We start from the raw sequence: 20,705 nt of genomic DNA on the forward strand, positions 1-20,705 counted from the left end.
TAAAAAAATGACAAAAAAATAAAAAAAAGTGCAGTTAATTTGCTCACTTTTTCGCAGACAGTGGTATGATACGCGCCACGAATGCTTAACCCACTTACTCCTCGTTATTTATAGACAATAAAATCGTTAAACGAACTGTGCTTCTAACACATAAGCGCATTGTTGGTTTTTTTGTTTTTGAAAGTAGGCTGTAACAAATATTTAACTATTGTTACGCTTATTTTTTACACAAATCGAGGATTTGTGGCAAGCTAATAGTCCCTTTGTTTTAGAGTCACTGTTTTAGGATCTAAAACAGGACTCAGTAATTTAGACCACATTTACATATCACTTTATCCAAGTGATATTTTGATTTTTCGGATTAACACGCATGAATAGCAAATCTCCTATTTTTACGGCTCAATCTGATGTCGCTCTTCGCATCCATGTAGATCGCGCAGTTCGTCATTATTTTGCACAATTGCAAGGTGAGCAACCATCTCAAGTTTATGACATGGTTTTAGCAGAAATGGAGAAACCTCTTTTATCTGTGGTCTTAGAATACACTCGTGGCAATCAAACGCGCGCTGCTGAGATTTTAGGCCTTAACCGCGGAACTTTACGTAAAAAGTTAAAAGCTCACGGTTTAATGAGTGAATAATTGATAAAGTGCTCACGTTCTCGTGGGCATTTTTTTTGCCTTTGTTTTTAATCTGTAGACTTCAAACTGTTGACTAGAATCATGACTATCAAACGTGCTTTAATCTCTGTTTCCGACAAAACTGGAATCGTTGAATTTGCTCAAAACCTTACTGGATTAGGGGTAGAAATCTTATCTACGGGCGGTACATACAAGTTGCTTAAAGACAACAATATCGCTGTAGTAGAAGTTTCTGAACATACAGGTTTTCCTGAAATGATGGATGGTCGTGTTAAGACACTACATCCAAAAATTCATGGTGGTATCTTGGCGCGTCGCGGTCTAGACGAAGCTGTGATGCAAGAACACAATATCGATGCAATTGATCTTGTCGTAGTAAACCTTTATCCATTTGCTGCAACAGTTGCTAAACCAAACTGCTCACTCGCTGATGCGATTGAAAACATCGACATTGGTGGTCCAACAATGGTGCGTGCAGCAGCGAAGAACCATGCTTCTGTGGGTATCATTGTAAATGCTTCTGACTATGATTTAGTCGTTGCTGAATTAAAAGATAATGGTGCACTTTCTTACGAGACTCGTTTCGACTTAGCGGTAAAAGCGTTTGAGCACACAGCACAATATGATGGCATGATTGCATCTTATCTTGGTGCTCGTGTTGGCAAAGCTGAGGGTGAAGCAGATTTATTCCCTCGTACGTTCAATACCCAACTGAATAAAGCTCAAGATTTGCGTTATGGTGAGAACCCTCATCAAAATGCAGCATTCTATGTTGAAGCAAATGCTAAAGAAGCATCAGTTTCAACTGCGAAACAATTACAAGGCAAAGAATTGTCTTATAACAATATTGCAGATACAGATGCGGCACTTGAGTGTGTTAAATCATTTGCAAAACCTGCTTGTGTCATCGTTAAACATGCAAACCCATGTGGTGTTGCAGTTTCATTAGATGGTATCCAAGCGGCTTATGATCTTGCTTATGCAACTGATCCTGAATCTGCGTTTGGTGGCATCATTGCATTCAACCGTGAATTAGATGTTGCAACTGCACAGGCCATTGTGGATCGACAATTTGTTGAAGTGATTATTGCACCAAGTATTGCTGAAGGCGTACTTGAAGTTACTGGCGCGAAAAAGAATGTACGCGTGTTAGTGTGTGGTGAACTTCCTGAAATCAATGCACGTACCGCTCAACTTGACTATAAACGCGTGAATGGTGGTTTGTTAGTTCAAGATCAAGACTTAGGTATGATCACCAAAGATGATCTTAAAGTAGTAACTAAACGCGCACCAACTGAACAAGAAATTGATGATCTTATCTTTGCTTGGAAAGTAGCAAAATATGTGAAATCAAATGCGATTGTTTATGCTAAAAATCGTCAAACGATTGGTGTAGGCGCAGGTCAAATGAGCCGCGTAAATTCTGCTCGTATTGCTGCAATCAAAGCTGAACATGCTGGCTTAGTGGTTGAAGGTGCGGTCATGGCATCTGATGCATTCTTCCCATTCCGTGATGGTATTGATAATGCGGCTAAAGCTGGCATTAAATGTATTATTCAACCGGGTGGTTCTATGCGCGATGAAGAAACAATTGCAGCCGCTGATGAAGCTGGTATTGCAATGGTGTTCACGGGTATGCGTCACTTCCGTCACTAAATAATTTGAGTCTCTAGCACAAATCCCCCTAAATCCCCCTTTATAAAAGGGGGACTTACTTTTTATCTAAACTAAAAAGCATGTTCCCCTCCTTCTCAAAGAGGGGTTTGAGGGAGATTCAAAGGGGACTTTTTTATTCTGAACAGGTATATTCTTAAATACGGAAAAAGGAAATAACTTAATAATGAATATTTTAGTTTTGGGTAGCGGTGGCCGTGAACATGCACTTGCATGGAAAATCGCACAAGATTCAAAGGTTACACAAGTTTTTGTTGCGCCAGGTAATGCAGGCACAGCAACCGAAGATAAGTGTCAAAACATTGACATCGATATTTTAAATAATCCTGCCATTATCGAATTTGCAAAAGCAAATGATGTGGCATTGGTGATTGTTGGTCCTGAAGCTCCTTTAGTGAATGGCGTAGTTGATGCAGCACGTGAAGCAGGTTTAAAAATCTGGGGACCGACTCAGTACGCTGCACAGCTTGAAGGTTCTAAAGCATTTGCTAAACATTTCTTAAAACGTCATAACATCCCAACAGCATTTTATGATGTATTTACTGAAGTTGATGCTGCAAAAGCTTATATCGAACAGCATGGCGCACCAATCGTGATCAAAGCGGATGGCTTAGCGGCAGGTAAAGGTGTAATCGTAGCAATGACCAACGAAGAAGCTTTTGCTGCGATAGACGATATGCTTGCAGGCAACAAGTTTGGTGACGCTGGTTCACGTGTTGTAATTGAACAATTTCTTGCAGGTGAAGAAGCAAGTTTCATTTGTATGATCGATGGCAACAACATCTTACCTATGGCAACTTCACAAGACCATAAACGTATTTTTGAAGGTGACCAAGGCCCAAATACTGGTGGTATGGGTGCTTACTCTCCTGCTCCAGTTGTTACACCAGAAGTATTTGAACGTGTAATGAATGAAGTCATGCGCCCTACAGTTGATGGTATGGCAGCTGATGGTCATGTTTACACAGGTTTCTTATATGCTGGTTTAATGATTGATGAACAAGGTCAACCACGCGTTATTGAATTTAACTGTCGTTTCGGTGATCCAGAAACACAACCGATTATGATGCGCTTAAAATCATCTTTAGTAGATTTGGTTGAAGCGGGTATTGCGGGCAATCTTCCAAAAGAAGCTGAGTGGGATGAACGTAAATCAATCGGTATTGTACTTGCAGCTGGAGGATACCCTGATACTGTACGTAAAGGTGATGTGATTTCTGGTATTGGACAATCTCCTGAAGATACTAAGATCTTCCATGCAGGTACGGCAACGACAGAAGATGGCCATATCATCACAGCTGGTGGTCGCGTTCTTTGTGTAACAGCATTAGGTGATACTGTACTTGAAGCACAGATCAATGCTTTAGAAGTATGTGGTCAAGTAACATTTACAGGTATGCAATATCGTAGCGATATTGGTTACCGTGCGATTGCACGTGAACAAGCTGAATAAGCCTTATCACGATGAAAGAAAGCCTTCTCTGGAAGGCTTTTTTATTCACAAATAGTGCATAAATCAAGCATCTATATTCATTATATAAATAACAAATTCAGAAAAATATATATCCAATTTAAAGTAAACCATTTGCTATCTGTATTCAGAAAAATTTATAAAACTATCATTCATTTATATTTACTTAGAACATAATTTTCCTTAAATAATCATACCGTTAGATTGTGAAGTATCTAGCACAACTACTATAACAAGATCTAAATTATTGGTATGATTGGTAAATTAATAGATGAATTGTTAACTATAGTTAAGATTCTTTTTAATCACTATCATATATTTAGAATATTAATTTTAAATTGTGACATTTCATCTACTTCAAGATTTAGCGTAAGAATAATTTGGTTGGCTCTTCTTCTTAATCTATTAGCACTAGAGTAGAACAGGAACAATCATCTATTTTTCAATGTTGTAAAACGTCTTAGATTCAAAATCTAAAATAATTTTGAATGATGATGCCAATTTACAACATACAAAACCATTGCGATTCCTGATGCTAGAGGAATGAAAATTTTCTCGGCATTGTTCCGACTAGGATTTATACATGAAAAAGCTGATTAGCCTTTTTTTAAGTGTATCGGTGTTATTACTTGCAGCATGCAGTAAACAGCCTGATACAGCATCTACTGAGCAAAAAGCGAATGCTGGTGGATTACAAACTGTTGTTATGGCATCTACTGGCTCAGATGCTGATATTTGGCGTTATATTGCAACTTTACCTGAAACCAAAGCCGCAGGTATTAAACTTGAAGTCAAAAACTTCACTGACTATGTTGCCATGAATACAGCTGTTGCTAATAAAGAAGTTGATATTAATGCCTTCCAATCTTACGCTTACCTTGTTGCTTTTAATGCGGCAAATAAAGATAAGATTGCACCTGTTTCAACGACTTATTTAGAACCGATGGGCATTTACTCAAGTAAAGTCAAAAAAGTTGAAGAATTTACTCAAGGTGCAACCATTGCAATCCCAAATGACGGTGCAAATGAATCACGTGCATTGTTACTTTTACAAAGCGCAGGTTTAATCAAATTAAAAGCTGACTTCGATCCTGTGAAAGGCACACCTGCTGACATTATCGAAAATAGTAAAAAAATCGTAATCAAGCCAATTCAAATGGCGACAGCTGTACGTGTAAAAGACGAAGTTGATGCGATTTTATTAGGTAATACCTTGGCTTTAGAAGGTGGTTTGAACGTTCTTAAAGATGCAATCTATTACGAACCAATTGATCAAAGTACTAAATTAAATGTCAATGTTTTAGCAACTGCTGAATCTCGTAAAGACGATGCAGTACTACAAAAAGTTGGTGCGCTTTATCATACAGAAGCTGTGAAAAAGTATGTGCAAGAACATTTTGCAGGTACAAAAGTTGATGTAAACAAACCGACAAGCTATCTCACTGAAGCAAAATCGTAATATAATATTTTCAATGAAACAGGCAAAGATATTTGCCTGTTTTTTCTTTTTTGCTTAGTACTGACGAACATGATCCAATTTAAAAACATTTCGAAACACTATCAATTGAAAGGTCAAACGATCAACGCACTGGATCAAATTAATTTAGAGATCCCAGAAGGCAGCATCTTCGGCATTATTGGTTATAGTGGTGCAGGTAAAAGTACGTTGATTCGTTTGATTAATTTGCTTGAACGCCCAACGCAGGGACAGGTAATTATCAATCAGAAAGACTTTACTGCAATGGATGCGCGTACGCTTCGTCAAGAACGTGCAAATATCGGCATGATCTTTCAACATTTCAATTTACTGCAAACTAAAACAGTATCTGAAAATATTGAAATGCCACTCAAATTATTGGGGCATGACAAAGCTGATCGTGAAAAGCGCCTAGCAGAGCTATTAGATTTCATCGATCTCAAGCATAAGAAAGATGCCTATCCTGATGAACTTTCAGGAGGACAAAAACAACGTGTAGGTATCGCCCGCGCGCTTGCAAACCACCCCAAAATTTTACTATGTGATGAAGCAACCTCTGCACTTGACCCTCAGACCACTCAATCCGTTTTAGCGCTATTAAAAAAGATTAATAAAGAACAGAAGATTACCATTGTGATGGTCACCCATGAAATGGATGTAATTGAGTCAGTCTGTGACTATGTTGCAGTCATGGAAGCAGGTCATGTGATTGAAACAGGCCCTACCCTCAATATTTTTAGTCAACCCCAGCATTCGACTACAAAGACTTTCATTCAAACTGTTTTACAACAACAGTTACCAATTAATATCCTCAATAACCTTGAACATAAGCATCACAATAGTATTTATAGTCTGCAATTCTTGGGGACGTCTGCTCAAGAAACAGTAATTCAAGCTGTGATTAAGCAATTTGATTTGAGCTTAAATATTCTTTTTGCCAACATGACTGAAATCAATGGTACGGTGATTGGACAGATGTTTATTCAACTTTTGGGTGATTCAGCGACTATTCAAGACGCTATTAAGTTTCTTGAGCAACAAGGCGTGAAAGTTGAACAATCAGGAGTGAGCCAATGAGAGATTTAATTGTACAATGGCTTACTGAAGCTTCCGCGCCGTTCTGGCACAGTTCCCTTTCAATTGATCAATTTGTCACGGCATTACAAGAAACCTTTCAAATGGTTTTTTTCTCATTGCTTTTTGGTTGTATTTGGGGATTGATTCAAGGTGTAACTTTAGTTGTCACTCGCACAGGTGGTATCTTACAAAACCGTGCAATCTATTATTTTCTCAACCCAATTGTAAATGCACTACGTTCTTTACCATTTATCATCTTACTTATTGCAGTCATTCCATTAACTAAACTATTAGTTGGAACTTCGATTGGTACTTGGGCTGCGATTGTTCCACTCACCATTTACGTAGGTCCGTATTTAGGGCGATTGATTGAAACTTCATTACTTGAAGTGAATGAGGGTATTATTGAATCAGCTCAAGCTATGGGTGCCTCACCTTGGCAGATCATTTTTAAATTTATTATCCCCGAAGCACGTAGCTCATTAATTTTGAATCTGACCACAGGAACGATTTCCTTAATTGGTGCAACTGCAATGGCTGGTGCAGTTGGTGCAGGAGGTATCGGTGATTTAGCTATTTCCTATGGTTATCAACGCTTTGATACTAGTGTTGTTATTTTAACCGTGATTGTGCTGCTAATTTTAGTTCAACTGGTTCAATCATTTGGTGATTGGTTAGCAAAATTACGCTAATCACAGCATAAGAGGAAGCTCTCATTTTGAGGGCTTTTTTTGTATCTTTCTACTATTTCAAGGAAAGTAAATTTCATTTGCAGCTTTGAATGTATTGACGTGCAAAGGCACTAAATCATCCAGTTCTTGATACCCACCCGCCAATACAAACAGTAATGGAATTTTCATTTTTTTTGCCATTTCAAAAACTAAGCGATCTCGCTCATATAACAACTCAGTGGTAAACCATTTTGAGCCATATTTATCTAGTTGGTGGCAGTCCATACCAGCTTGATAGATGATTAGATCTGCTTCCCAATGTGAAGCATATTGAAATGCTTCAAAAATTGCTTCGCGATACAAATCAAAATTACCCTGTTTAGGATGAATATAGCGAGTCAAACTACGTTCACCAGCCTTACAACCAAAACGAATTCCAAAAATACTAAAATTAATCAAATTGGTCATCCGATTGGTAAAGATTGCTGTACCATCGCCTCCATGTTGATCACAATCTAAAATAAAAATTCGCTTCTCAGGATTTTGTTTTGCGATCAATGCCAAACCATTAAAAGTACAATATGCTGCACCAGACTCATAACTCGCATGATGAAAACCTTGTGCAATATTTGCAGCAATCCCTTCTTTCAATGCGATCTCAGCTCCTAAAAGCTGCCCCGCTTGCACCGATAGAATGGCATCCCGTAATTGCTCATTCCAAGGTTTAAAACCCTGAATAGTAGCAAATGCAGATTCTCCCGATAAAAAGGCTTCCACATATTCTGGGTTATGTAGTTTTTTTAATATCTCAGTATCAATTAAACCTGGATCAATTAAATCAACCATTTGATGAGTTCGCAGCACATCAGCGACGGCTGTCAGTTTTTCCATACTGTTGGTATGTGTTCTTGCAAAATAGCGTGGTGAGTAACAAGCTTTTAGCATGGATGCCCTACATAAATTTGATCTTTTGCAATCTCAATCAGTTGACTTAGTTCCGTGGTATCAGGTCTAAATAATCCATTATCAACCTGTTGTTTAAAATGATACCCAAACGCACGCGCACGGTTTTTTGGCGAAACAACCAGTGTCGTTAATCGTAAAAACCAAAAACCATTCATTTGAGCAATTGGAATCACATAACCTTTATATTGTTTATTTTTATGTTTTTCCATTTGCTCAATGTCATAGTTTGCAGAAAACAGGCTACCTGCGGGTAAACGCACCCCATTCATCATCAATGGAACCAGACTGATACAAGAGTGATTATCCCCCATATTCAGTTTCTCCATCATGATGGGTAAACCTTTATCATCCACAAAAATATTAATTTCACCTTGTCGCAATAAACGATGATGTGCAATTCGCAAGAAAAATTTTTCTGCCATCGGACATGAGCCAACTTTGGGCTTTTCCTCGAGAGAATGACACTCAATCATTTCAATTTGATCAATTGTTTGTGGAAGAATAATATCTGCAAGTAATTGGCAAATTAAAATGCTTTCTTCAAGTTCTGCATATTGATGGATTTTTCTAAGTTTCGCTTGAAAATCAACTTCTTGTTGCAAATTCTGAGTGAATGTATCTTGTGAATTAGAACGTTCTAAATATTGTTGCACATCAATATTAATATCCAAATTACGCCAAGTTTCCAACACTAAACCATATGAAGAACTTTGATTTAAAATGTTTTTCAATACTTTAACCTCGTAGTCTTCAAAAATACGAAAATCTTGGAATCCCAACATATCACGTGGCTGTGAAACAAATTCAGCAATCACACGAGTGGCTTGAGTATAACCACAACCGCGACGTTCTGTTTGATGACTAAAATGCTCATTCAACATTTCTGTAAGTTTGGAAGACAAAGGATATAAATATTTTTTGAAGATAACAACAATTTCATGATCTACCAAATCAGTCATAATACTCTCACTGTATTCTTATGATTTATTTTTCATTTCATCTTTAAATGTGTTACTTCGTTAAATATTGTTAAATCTAATTTTTAAACTATGTTAGCTTTAATTAAGTATTTTCACAACACCAAAGATGAATATAAACCATTAATTTATCAAAATATTTATAATATTTATAGAAAAAGTATAACTTGTCAACCTGAAAAATACCTGATGATTGAAGCTGTCATAATATGCCCTAAAAAGTCAGCATTCTGTATCAATTCTTAGGTAATCTTTTGCACTCTTATACATTTACACTTAAACTAACTGTGATTTGATTATTCAAATACTCTATTCATCAATAACCACATAAATCAGAGATTTAGGATTCGGCCATGCATTATAAAATTCATGCAATTGACGTAAAAAATGCCTTAAAAAACTATATTTGGTTATTAGAAGATACTCGTACGCAAGAAGTCGTAGCAGTTGACCCTACAGAAGCAGCACTTGTTACCGATTTTTGCGAACAGCATCAACTTGAGTTGAAACAAATCTGGTTAACACATTGGCATCGAGATCATACTGATGGTGTACAAGGTCTATTGGCTGAGCAAAATTCACCCGTTTTCGGTCCACGTGATGAACTCAGTAAAATTTCGTTTATATCCAATCCACTGCAACATAATGACCATTTTCACTTTAATGATTTAAAAGTTGAAATTATTGCAACACCAGGGCATACACTAGGTCATATTGTTTATTTTATTGAAGAAATAGACACGCTTTTCTCTGGTGACACATTATTTGCAATGGGCTGTGGGCGCCTATTTGAGGGTTCTGCTGAACAAATGTACCACTCATTAAATCGCTTAGCTGCGTTGCCAATACAAACCAAAGTTTATTGTACACATGAATATACGCTTGCAAATGCAGAGTTTGCATTAACAATTGAACCTCAGAATGTTGCATTACAAGAACGCATAAAGGAAGTCAAAGCATTGAGAGATGCTGAACAAATTACTCTGCCAAGTACAATTGAATTAGAGCTTGAAACAAATCCGTTCTTGCGCATAGAAAGTGTCGAAGATTTCGCAAGGATCAGAGCGCTTAAAGATCAGTTCTAATTTTAAAGTTCTACTTTTTAAAGGCTAAACTTTAGTTTTTAAAAAGTAGAAAGTGAAATGATTTTTTACATTTATTTTAGATCAAAACCCAATGCGAGAAAAAACAATACAAGTAAATTAAATCAATTATTTAAATAATTTTATCAGATAAAATTTAAGTTTAATTTCAGTTTCAATCAATCTAACTTTACATGAGTTACATGAAGAAAAATAAATATATGCAATCCCCCTTTAAAAATTTTTAGGTCACCCTTATTAATAAATACAGGTTAAAAGGAGTTCTGGAATGAAAAACAGAGTTGTGAAAGCAAAAAATTTATTGGCTTTTCGTATTTGGTTAGAAAAATTAGGATATTCAGTAAAAAGTTTAGCCGACAATAAAGGTTTTACCTTTAGTTTTAAAAAAGAATACGGTTTGGTCACGTGTGACTTATCTGGAAATGCCTTAGCCATGCAGCTTGGCGAAGAGTTTGAAGATCATTTAAAAGCTTAATGCGATTCTTTTGTGCATACATAAGGATTTCAAAGGGATTTGGAATCCTTGTTCATTCATTCAAAAAATTTAATCACTTATCCCAATTTAATTCTTCATTTTATAGCCATCTCAAACAAAATAGCATTGGAACTAATGTCATTTCCAAGTATTATAATGCCCAGTCGAGGGATGCTGCGACGATTGATTAGCACTAAAAATCAATTTGCCAGGCTCGACGATCGGTTAGACGCTCGTGCTAACCAACAACGGCATCCGCGAACAGAATGATCCATACTATTTTTTTCTAGGAGATCCTGATGAACGCGGTTACTGCTTCATTTACAGATTATAAAGTCGCTGATATTTCTCTTGCTGACTACGGCCGTAAAGAAATCAAACTTGCTGAAGCAGAAATGCCAGCTTTAATTGGTTTACGTAAGCGTTATTCAGCAACTAAACCACTTGCTGGCGCAAAAATTTTGGGTTGTATTCATATGACAATCCAAACTGCAGTTTTAATCGAAACATTGGTTGAACTCGGTGCAGAAGTTCGTTGGACCTCTTGCAATATCTTCTCTACTCAAGATCACGCTGCTGCTGCTATCGCTGCTGCGGGTATTCCTGTGTTTGCTTGGAAAGGCGAAACTGAAGAAGAATACATGTGGTGTCTTGAACAACAAATCAATGTAAATGGCACACCTTGGGATGCCAACATGATTCTTGATGATGGTGGTGATTTAACGCTACTTGTTCACGAAAAATATCCTGAAGTGATTGCAAAAATCCATGGTGTAACAGAAGAAACAACAACAGGTGTTCAACGTCTGTATGAAATGTTACGTGATGGTACGTTAAAAGTTCCTGCAATCAACGTAAATGATTCCGTAACGAAATCTAAAAACGACAACAAATATGGTTGCCGCCATTCTCTAAATGATGCGATCAAACGTGGTACAGATATGTTGTTATCTGGTCGTCGTGCACTTGTAATCGGTTACGGTGACGTAGGTAAAGGTTCTGCACAATCACTTCGTCAAGAAGGTATGATTGTACGTGTCACTGAAATTGACCCAATCTGTGCAATGCAAGCATGTATGGACGGTTACGAAGTTGTATCTCCATACAAAAATGGTGTTCAAACAGGCAAGAAAGAAGACATCAACCTTGACCTTCTTCAAAACACTGACCTTATCGTAACGACAACAGGTAACTACCACGTTTGTGACGCTGCAATGCTTGATACATTAAAAGCAGGTGCTGTAGTGTGTAACATCGGTCACTTTGATACAGAGATCGACACTGCATATTTACGTGGTTACAAGTGGGTTGAAGTTAAACCTCAAGTTCACCAAGTGTATCGTTCAGAAAATGAAAATGATTACTTAATCCTTCTTTCTGAAGGGCGTTTAGTGAATCTTGGTAATGCAACAGGTCACCCATCACGTATTATGGATGGTTCTTTTGCTAATCAGGTATTGGGTCAAATGCACTTGTTCGCTGAGAAATTTGCTGATCTTCCTGAAGATCAAAAAGCTGCGAAAATCCGTGTAGAACTGATTCCTAAGAAATTAGATGAAGAAGTTGCTGCTGCAATGGTGCTTGGCTTTGGTGGTGTACTCACCCAGTTAACGCAAGTACAAGCAGATTACCTCGGTGTTCCTGTAGAAGGTCCATTCAAATCTGACGCTTATAAATACTAAGAAAATCAGGGCAGACGTTTACGGACTGCCCTTTTTTCTAAAATAATGTCTAAGCGATTAAAAAAGGATTTGAAATGACGAAACGTGTTCCTATTTCTTTTGAATTTTTCCCGCCAAAAACTGATGCTGGCGCTGAAAAGTTACGTATCGTTCACCAAGAACTACAGCGATTAAACCCAGAGTTTTTCTCCATTACTTATGGTGCTGGTGGTTCTACTCGTGAACGCACTTTAGCAGCCATTAATGATTTTAATGGCAAAGGTACGCCCGTCGCCCCTCACCTTTCTTGTATTGGCGATGATAAAGCGCGTATTGCTGAGCTCTTAGATTTATATAAATCACAAGGGATTGACCGCATCGTAGCATTGCGTGGTGATTTACCTTCAGGTCAAGTTGGTCTTGGCGAATTACCTTATGCTCAAGATCTTGTTCGCTTTATCCGTGAACATTCAGGTGATCATTTCCATATTGAAGTTGCTGCGTACCCTGAAATGCATCCGCAAGCTGATAGCTTTGATGGTGACATTCAACGTTTTGTTGAAAAAGTGAATGCAGGCGCGAATGCAGGTATTACCCAATTTTTCTTCAATCCAGATGCTTATTTCTATTTCATCGAACGTATTGCTAAAGCTGGTGTGGATATTCCCGTTGCGCCTGGCATCATGCCAATTACCAATGCAAGTAATTTGATTCGCTTTGCGGATGGAACTGGTGCAGAAATTCCGCGTTGGATTCGCAAACAACTTGCTGCTTATGGTGATGATAGCGAAAGTATTAAAGCCTTCGGCCATGAAGTGATTGTTAAACTTTGCGAACGTTTAATTGCTGGCGGAGCACCGACCTTACACTTTTATTCAATGAACCAAACAGAGCCAACTCGACAACTCGTTGTTGATCTTGGTTTAAACTAATTTGTACGAGCCTTACCCAGCATGAATCGTTTTTATATCGAAACAGAATTAAATACTGGCAATTCGATTGAATTAACAGAATCGGTATTTCATCACTGGGTACGGGTGCTTCGTGCAAAAGAGCTAGATCAAGCCATCTTTTTCAATGGAAAAGGTGGTGAATATATCGTAACACTTACTGAAATTAATAAGAAAAATGCTTTTGTTTCTATTGATCAATTCAACCCTATAGATCGAACAGCGCCTGCTAAAGTAATTTTAGGCCAAGTCATGAGCAAAGGCGATCGTATGGATTATGCGATTCAAAAAGCCACTGAACTTGGTGTCACAACTATTCAATTATTGACTAGTGAACGTTGCGAAATGCGGTTAAGATATGAACGTGATCAAAAGAAATTAGATCATTGGCAGTCAATTGCGATTGCTGCGTGTGAACAATGTGGAATGAACAAAGTTCCAAATGTACTAGCACCAATTAGTTTAACCGATTGGGTAAAATCGGCACAGCTACCACAATCACGTTTTGTGTTAGCGCCAAACAAAGGCCAAGAAAACGTAGTACTAAATAGCCAGCCTGATTTAGCCCTATTGATTGGTCCAGAAGGTGGTTTAAGTGAAGCAGAAATTGATGCTGCTAACCAAAATCATTTTCAAAACTGGTGTATTGGAGATCGTGTTTTAAGGACTGAAACCGCTCCAGTTGTAGCTTTATCAATTTTAAATTATCACTTTTCAACCAAATAAAGTATTTGCATTGCTTTCCATCTGGTTTAACGGTAATTTAAAATAAAATTATATCGTGCTTACAAAAAAATAATGATTGTACGCGTAGATAAATAATGAAAAGGACTATTCTTTGTATGCTCGGGGTTCATGAAAAAAATTTGCCACCATTTGTTGATACGGATCAAATTAACTATACGAATCATGTACGTCTATTTATATTGAGTGTGTTTTTCATTTCTCTCTTAGATTATGTTTTATTTGGATTTTTTTATTCTTTTAGTACAAATATTTTTACGACTTGGATGAGTATTTGCCTGAGCATTTTATTTTGCTTTTATTGTATTTGTCATTTTTCGATAAAACATTATTCATCTGTTAGGTTTGCACATAAGACACGTATCGCTTTTCAAATTATTTGCTTTTTCACAGGATCACTACTGGGTATCAGTACGATTATCATCAATTATTTTTTGATCAAAGATGTACCAAGTTCATCTGTTTCCCATATTTTAACTTTAACAGCACTACTACTCACCTCCTCACATATTATTGCCCTGACCTTTCTTACCCAGCATGTTAAATATTTCTTTTTATTTTTTATTCCAAGTATTACCCCATTAGTTTTTTCTCAAATTTTACATCGTGACCAAGAACATACGCTTTTTTATCTTGCTTGTTATTCATCTTTCTTTGCGACATTTTTATCTGCGCAAGCAACTTTTAAAATTCACCAACGCTTATACCAAGTTTTAGAAAAAAATAAACAATTGGTCGATGTAGCTGAACAACACAATCAATGGACCGAAGAACTTTGCCAACAATTACAACGTGAAGTGAATAAATCGAAAGATATTGAAGCTCAATTACAATTTAACAATCATTTATTAGAACAAAAAGTTCGCGAGCGTACTTTTGATTTAACAGAAATAAATAATAGTTTACAGGAACATCGTCAAAATTTGGCTTTTGCACATGAAACTGCGGGTATTCGACCTTGGGAATGGAATTTAGAAAATAACACTGTTGGGATTACCGATTCTCATCGTAAAGAAGTTACGCGTGATTCTGAGAATCACTATTCGTTGCTGCATAAAATTGTACATCCTGATGATCTTGAACGTGTTAAAAATACACTTTATAAACATCTATGTGGCCAAACTAAACGTTACGAAGAAACTTTCCGCATTAAACGACCGAGTGGTGAATGGGTTTGGATTCATGATGTTGGCCAAGTCATTTTAAGAAATCCTAAAGATGAGACCCCTCTACGCATGGTCGGTATTCATCGTGATATTAACCAAGAAAAGAAAGACCAAGAACGGCTAAAATTAGCAGCGAGTGTATTCGAACAGGCTTCAGAAGGTATCTTTGTTCTGGATGATAGCTTCCACTATCTTGAAGTTAATCCTAAATATGAACAATTAACGGGTTTAGATAAACAGTTCATATTAGAAAAACAACTTTTTGAGATTACTAAACAAAATAAACAGCATCATCATAATTTTCATCTTTCTATCCTTGCTACTTTGCAAGAAGAACATGAGTACGAAGGTGAGTTTCAGGAAACTTATCTTTCTGAAAAATCATGTTTCCTTTGGATCCATATGAACGCTGTAAAAGATGAATCAGATCGTGTGATTAATTATATCGGGATTGTCTCTGACCAAACTGAGCGTAAACATCAAGAGCAACGTTTATCATATTTAACCAATTATGACACCCTGACCGATCTACCTAATCGCTTCTATTATCACCAGCAACTGCATCAATATTTGGTTAATGAGGCTTCGATACAAAATTTAGCAGTTATCCGACTCAATATTGACCGTTTCCGTGCCTTGAATGAATTACTCAGCAATCAAGCGGGTAATGAACTTTTGAAGCAAGTGGCACAACGTTTGCGTATCAGTAATATTGATGCACTTTTAGTCTCACATTTAAGTGCAGACGATTTTGTAATCATTTATGAAATGTCACCGTTACATCCGCCAATTAATCAGTTATGCAGTAATATTGTTGAAGCTTTTAGCAAACCCTTTTATATCGCTAATCAAGAGTATGTGGTCAGTATTTCGATTGGAGTTGCGATTTACCCTGAACACGGTCGTCAAGTTGACAACTTAAATACCCATGCAGAGCAAGCCTTAACAGAAGCCAAACGCTTAGGTGGAAATACAATCCGCTATTATTCTAGTGAGCGAACTAACTTCGTCGTTAAACATACTGATTTAGAGCTTGATTTGAGAAAGGCGATTCAAAACAATGAACTCGTTGTATATTATCAGCCAAAGATCACTGCTCAGAATTGTCAAATTAATGGATTTGAAGCACTCATTCGTTGGAAACATCCAACGAAAGGTCTAATCATGCCCGATATTTTCATTCCTTTAGCAGAAAGTACCAGTCTAATTTCTGATATTGGACGATTTGTCTTGTATGAGGCAGCGAAACAGTTACAAGAATGGCAAAAACTAGGTTTTACGAACATCCACATTGCTGTAAACATTGTTGCTCAACAAATTTTGCGTGGTCAGTTATTGCATGATATTGATGCCGTACTCGATCAATACTCTATTACAGGTGAAAATTTAGAGTTAGAAATTACCGAGTCAGCATTTTTAGAAAATACTGAGAGTGTTAAAACAATTTTATGCGCATTGAAAGAACGTAATATTTCAATTGCACTGGATGACTTTGGCACAGGCTATTCTTCTCTTGCTTATTTAACTGAATATCCAATTGATATTTTAAAGATTGATCGTGCATTTATTTCGAAAATTGGTAATCCAAAACAAGATGCGATTGTTAATGCCATGATTGCCATGGGTAAAACAATTGGCTTAAAAGTTGTCGCTGAAGGCGTTGAAACAGAACAGCAATGTGAATATTTGAAACGACAAAACTGTGACATATTACAGGGTTACTTATTTGCCAAACCCTTAACTGCCGTACATGCAACTGAATACTTACAGCAACATATGCGTCTAGCAATTGCAAGATATTCCAGTTAAAACCATATTTTGAGCTTTTTGGCAGTTTAATTTACACCCAATATAAATTGTCAATAAGCCTATACGTTCAGTGAAAATAAGCTTTTTTGACTGGGCGAAAACATGAACTAGTGCTATATTCTTGTGCACTTATCTTAATATAATCATCAGCCATGTATATGCCTGATTATTATCGGAACAATCGAGACTCAGATGGACGATCAATCTTTAAAAGAAGCCGCTTTGTATTACCATGAATTTCCTACACCTGGAAAAATCAGCGTGACACCGAGTAAGCAACTCGTAAACCAACGAGACTTAGCGCTTGCGTATTCTCCTGGTGTTGCTGCTCCGTGTCTAGAAATTGAACGTGACCCTTCTGCTGCTGCAAAATATACAGCACGTGGAAATTTGGTTGCCGTCGTGAGTAATGGTACAGCCGTGCTTGGTTTAGGAAACATTGGTCCTCTTGCTTCTAAGCCTGTTATGGAAGGTAAAGGTGTTCTATTCAAGAAGTTTGCTGGTGTTGACGTATTTGATATTGAAATTGCGGAAAATGATCCAGACAAAATCGTTGATATTGTTGCTTCATTAGAACCAACTTTTGGTGGTATCAATCTAGAAGATATCAAAGCACCAGAATGTTTCTATATCGAGAAGAAACTTCGTGAACGCATGAAAATTCCTGTGTTCCATGATGACCAACATGGTACAAGTATTATCGTAGGTTCAGCGTTATTGAATGCTTTACAACTCGTTAATAAAAAAATTGATGAAATTAAAATCGTTGCATCAGGTGCTGGTGCTGCTGCATTGTCATGTTTAGATTTACTTTGTGCATTAGGCGTAAATAAATCGAATATTATTGTAGCTGATTCTCGTGGGCTTTTAACAACTTCACGTGAAGGACTTGATGAATCGAAAAAACGTTACATTCAAGATATTTCTGCGACTCAATTACATGAAGTAATGGCTGGCGCAGATATGTTCTTGGGTCTTTCTGCAGCGGGAATTTTAACCAAAGAAATGGTTAAAGAAATGGCTGAAAACCCAATTATTTTTGCACTTGCAAACCCAGACCCAGAAATCTTACCTGAACATGCGCACGAAGTTCGCCCAGATGTGATTATGGCAACTGGTCGTTCAGACTATCCAAACCAAGTAAACAATGCACTTTGTTTCCCATATATTTTCCGTGGTGCACTCGATGTCGGTGCTACAACGATCAACGAAGATATGAAAATTGCTTGTGTACATGCGATTGCACGTATGGCACATATTGAAGCAGATGCTGCGACTTACGGTGAAAAATCTGCATCATTTGGTCGTGAGTACTTGATTCCTCGTCCTTTAGATCAACGCTTGATTTTAGAAATCGCACCTGCGGTTGCTAAAGCTGCAATGGATTCTGGTGTTGCGACACGTCCAATTGAAGATTTCTCTGTATATCGTCAAAGACTTTCTGAGTTTGTATATAACTCAGCATTCTTAATGAAACCAATTTTCTCGCAAGCAAAAACTGACCCTAAACGTATTGCATATGCCGAAGGTGAAGATCAACGTGTATTACGTGCAGTTCAAATCGTAGTTGATGAAGGTTTAGCTAAGCCAGTCTTGATTGGTCGTACTGCTGTGATCGAAGACAACATCAAAAAGCTTGGTTTACGTTTACAACATGGCGTGAACATCGAGATTGTCGATCAAGAAAACAATCCTTTATATGATGATTTCTGGAAAGATTATCACCAGATTATGCAACGCAAAGGTGTAACTGTTGAATACGCACAACGTGAGGCACGTCGTCGTTCAACCTTAATCGCCGCATTGCTAGTTAAGTTTGGCAAAGCTGATGGTATGCTATGTGGTACTTATGCGAGCTACGATATCCATTTAGATTTCGTTAAAAACGTGATCGGTTTAAAAGATGGTCGTAGTACATTCTTTACACTCAATGCATTAATGCTTGAAGATCGCAACTTGTTTATTGCCGACACTTATGTAAATACCAATCCAACTGCTGAACAACTTGCAGAGATGACTATTTTAGCAGCCGAAGAAGTGCGTCGTTTTGGTATGACTCCTCGTGTCGCTTTACTGTCTCACTCAAGTTTTGGAAGCGATCAAGTTGATCCAAGTGCTCAGAAAATGCGTGAAGTTTATCGTTTACTTTCTGAACAAGTTCCAGAACTTGAAGTTGAAGGTGAAATGCATGGTGATGCTGCATTAGATGATAATATTCGTCATTTTGCATTCCCAAACTCACGCTTTAAAGGTTCAGCAAACTTGTTGATTATGCCGAATTTGGATTCTGCAAATATTTCATTCAACTTATTAAAAGCAACATCTGGTAATAATGTAACAATCGGCCCTATTCTTTTAGGTGCTGCAAAACCAGTACATATTTTAACACCGACTGCGACAACTCGCCGTTTAGTGAATATGACAGCTTTAACTGTTGCTGAAATTCAGCAAAGCCAAAACTGATACAATTTAAGCATAGCTTTTAACATTAAAAGCTATGCTTAGTGCTTGAGAAAACCTCTATTCTGTAGCATGATTGTGTGAAGAATAGAGGTTTTTTATGCAAGTTTATTTAGTAGGCGGTGCTGTTCGAGATCATTTACTCGGTCGCCCCTATCATGAAAAAGATTATGTTGTGGTTGGAGCAACACCTGAACAATTATTATCTGAAGGCTACCAACCCGTTGGAAAGGATTTTCCTGTATTTCTTCATCCAAAAACAAAAGAAGAATATGCACTAGCACGTACTGAAAGAAAATCAGGCATTGGCTATCACGGATTCCAATTTTTTACTGATACCACTGTTAAATTAGAAGAAGATTTAATTCGCCGTGACTTAACGATTAATGCAATGGCAATGGATGAAACTGGACAAGTTTATGATCCATATGGTGGTCAAAAAGATCTTGATCAGAAAATCCTACGCCATGTTTCAGATGCATTTACAGAAGATCCCTTACGTGTGCTACGTGTTGCTCGCTTCGCTGCTCGTTATGCCAGTTATGGATTTGAAATTGCAGAAGAAACTTTGCAATTAATGAAAAGGATTGCCAATTCAGGGGAACTGAATGCTTTAACACCTGAACGTGTATGGAAAGAGACTTCTCGTGCATTGATGGAAGATCATGCCGATATCTATTTTCAAACGTTAAGAGATTGTGATGCGCTAAAAGTACTGTTTCCTGAGATAGATGCGTTATTCGGTATTCCACAACGCCCAGAGTACCACCCTGAAATAGACTGCGGTATTCATACATTAATGTCGGTAAAACAAGCTTGTCAAGCCAACTATGGACTAGATGTACGTTTTGCTGTCTTGGTGCATGATTTAGGGAAAGCACTTACCCCAACTGAGGAATTACCACGGCATATCATGCATGAGGAACGTGGATTAGAACCCGTTACAAACGTTTGTGAACGCTTGAAAGTTCCCACATATCTTAAAAATTTAGCTTTGATTGTTTGCAAAGAACATCTGAAATGCCATCAAATCAAAAATTTGAAACCTGGTACTGTATGGCGTTTACTACAGCGCTTGGATGTTTTACGAAAACCAGAAAAAGTCATTGCTTTTGTGCAAGCTTGTGAATGTGATGCTAAAGGTCGATTAGGTTTAGAAGATCGCCCTTACCCACAAGCACAGTATATTTTGGATGCCATGGAGATTGTTCGGAATATTAGAGCACAGGATTTACCTGAACATATTCAAGGTGCAGAAATTGGTGAAATGCTGATTCAGTATCGAATTGAAGCCTTAGCAAAATTTAAAGCACAGTATGGCGAATAGTTTTAAAAAATTAACATAAATAAAAACCCAGTCGTAATGACTGGGTTTTTTAACTTT

General features: G+C 37.4%; 16 protein-coding genes. 14 read left to right on the top strand and 2 right to left on the bottom strand.

Going from position 1 to position 20,705, the window contains the following annotated elements:
* The first annotated feature begins 370 nt into the window (after positions 1 to 370).
* The 6 genes from fis to ACN19N_RS10115 all read left to right on the top strand — a co-directional run bounded on the left by fis (position 371) and on the right by ACN19N_RS10115 (position 7,031).
* Positions 371 to 640, top strand: a complete 270-nt coding sequence (fis, locus tag ACN19N_RS10090) for a DNA-binding transcriptional regulator Fis (RefSeq protein ID WP_001086304.1) — start codon at positions 371 to 373, stop codon at positions 638 to 640.
* An 81-nt stretch (positions 641 to 721) separates the two neighbouring features.
* Positions 722 to 2,296: a bifunctional phosphoribosylaminoimidazolecarboxamide formyltransferase/IMP cyclohydrolase gene (gene purH / locus ACN19N_RS10095; protein ID WP_420001258.1), complete on the top strand. Its 1,575-nt coding sequence runs from the start codon at positions 722 to 724 to the stop codon at positions 2,294 to 2,296.
* Positions 2,297 to 2,480: 184 nt separating this feature from the next.
* Positions 2,481 to 3,767: a phosphoribosylamine--glycine ligase gene (purD, locus tag ACN19N_RS10100; RefSeq protein WP_269238202.1), complete on the top strand. Its 1,287-nt coding sequence runs from the start codon at positions 2,481 to 2,483 to the stop codon at positions 3,765 to 3,767.
* Between the two features lie 601 nt (positions 3,768 to 4,368).
* A complete protein-coding gene (locus ACN19N_RS10105; RefSeq protein ID WP_420001259.1) occupies positions 4,369 to 5,244 on the top strand; it encodes a MetQ/NlpA family ABC transporter substrate-binding protein in 876 nt (291 codons plus the stop codon).
* Between the two features lie 69 nt (positions 5,245 to 5,313).
* Positions 5,314 to 6,339, top strand: a complete 1,026-nt coding sequence (locus ACN19N_RS10110) for a methionine ABC transporter ATP-binding protein (protein WP_420001260.1) — start codon at positions 5,314 to 5,316, stop codon at positions 6,337 to 6,339.
* On the top strand, positions 6,336 to 7,031 hold the full coding sequence (locus ACN19N_RS10115) for a methionine ABC transporter permease (protein ID WP_004661291.1): 696 nt from the start codon (positions 6,336 to 6,338) through the stop codon (positions 7,029 to 7,031). Before ACN19N_RS10110 ends, ACN19N_RS10115 begins: the two co-directional genes overlap by 4 nt.
* 57 nt (positions 7,032 to 7,088) lie before the next feature.
* Here the strand turns inward: ACN19N_RS10115 and ACN19N_RS10120 are convergent, their stop codons facing one another.
* Positions 7,089 to 7,955: a histone deacetylase gene (locus ACN19N_RS10120; protein WP_420001261.1), complete on the bottom strand. Its 867-nt coding sequence runs from the start codon at positions 7,953 to 7,955 to the stop codon at positions 7,089 to 7,091.
* A complete protein-coding gene (locus tag ACN19N_RS10125) occupies positions 7,949 to 8,935 on the bottom strand; it encodes a hypothetical protein (RefSeq protein ID WP_420001262.1) in 987 nt (328 codons plus the stop codon). Before ACN19N_RS10125 ends, ACN19N_RS10120 begins: the two co-directional genes overlap by 7 nt.
* Before the next feature lie 371 nt (positions 8,936 to 9,306).
* On the opposite strand from ACN19N_RS10125, the gene gloB reads away from it, so the two are divergent.
* From gloB to ACN19N_RS10165, 8 genes are all read left to right on the top strand, one after another.
* Positions 9,307 to 10,038 (top strand): hydroxyacylglutathione hydrolase, encoded by a 732-nt coding sequence (gene gloB / locus ACN19N_RS10130; RefSeq protein ID WP_420001263.1) that lies wholly within the window; start codon positions 9,307 to 9,309, stop codon positions 10,036 to 10,038.
* A 286-nt stretch (positions 10,039 to 10,324) separates the two neighbouring features.
* Positions 10,325 to 10,531: a hypothetical protein gene (locus ACN19N_RS10135; protein ID WP_004661287.1), complete on the top strand. Its 207-nt coding sequence runs from the start codon at positions 10,325 to 10,327 to the stop codon at positions 10,529 to 10,531.
* A 299-nt stretch (positions 10,532 to 10,830) separates the two neighbouring features.
* Entirely contained in the window at positions 10,831 to 12,213 is a 1,383-nt protein-coding gene (ahcY, locus tag ACN19N_RS10140) for an adenosylhomocysteinase (RefSeq protein WP_005161071.1), read from the top strand.
* Between the two features lie 74 nt (positions 12,214 to 12,287).
* Positions 12,288 to 13,124 (top strand): methylenetetrahydrofolate reductase [NAD(P)H], encoded by an 837-nt coding sequence (metF, locus tag ACN19N_RS10145; protein WP_005161073.1) that lies wholly within the window; start codon positions 12,288 to 12,290, stop codon positions 13,122 to 13,124.
* Between the two features lie 21 nt (positions 13,125 to 13,145).
* Positions 13,146 to 13,868: a 16S rRNA (uracil(1498)-N(3))-methyltransferase gene (locus ACN19N_RS10150; protein ID WP_420001264.1), complete on the top strand. Its 723-nt coding sequence runs from the start codon at positions 13,146 to 13,148 to the stop codon at positions 13,866 to 13,868.
* Between the two features lie 116 nt (positions 13,869 to 13,984).
* Positions 13,985 to 16,861, top strand: a complete 2,877-nt coding sequence (locus tag ACN19N_RS10155; RefSeq protein WP_420002376.1) for an EAL domain-containing protein — start codon at positions 13,985 to 13,987, stop codon at positions 16,859 to 16,861.
* Between the two features lie 192 nt (positions 16,862 to 17,053).
* Complete coding sequence (locus ACN19N_RS10160) at positions 17,054 to 19,324, top strand: NADP-dependent malic enzyme (RefSeq protein WP_420001265.1); 2,271 nt, start codon at positions 17,054 to 17,056, stop codon at positions 19,322 to 19,324.
* Between the two features lie 97 nt (positions 19,325 to 19,421).
* Positions 19,422 to 20,648, top strand: coding sequence for a multifunctional CCA addition/repair protein (locus ACN19N_RS10165; protein ID WP_420001266.1), 1,227 nt, complete (start codon positions 19,422 to 19,424; stop codon positions 20,646 to 20,648).
* The last annotated feature ends 57 nt before the right edge of the window (positions 20,649 to 20,705 follow it).

This window comes from Acinetobacter sp. LF10, from assembly GCF_048585715.1.
In the GTDB taxonomy this organism is placed as follows: domain Bacteria; phylum Pseudomonadota; class Gammaproteobacteria; order Pseudomonadales; family Moraxellaceae; genus Acinetobacter.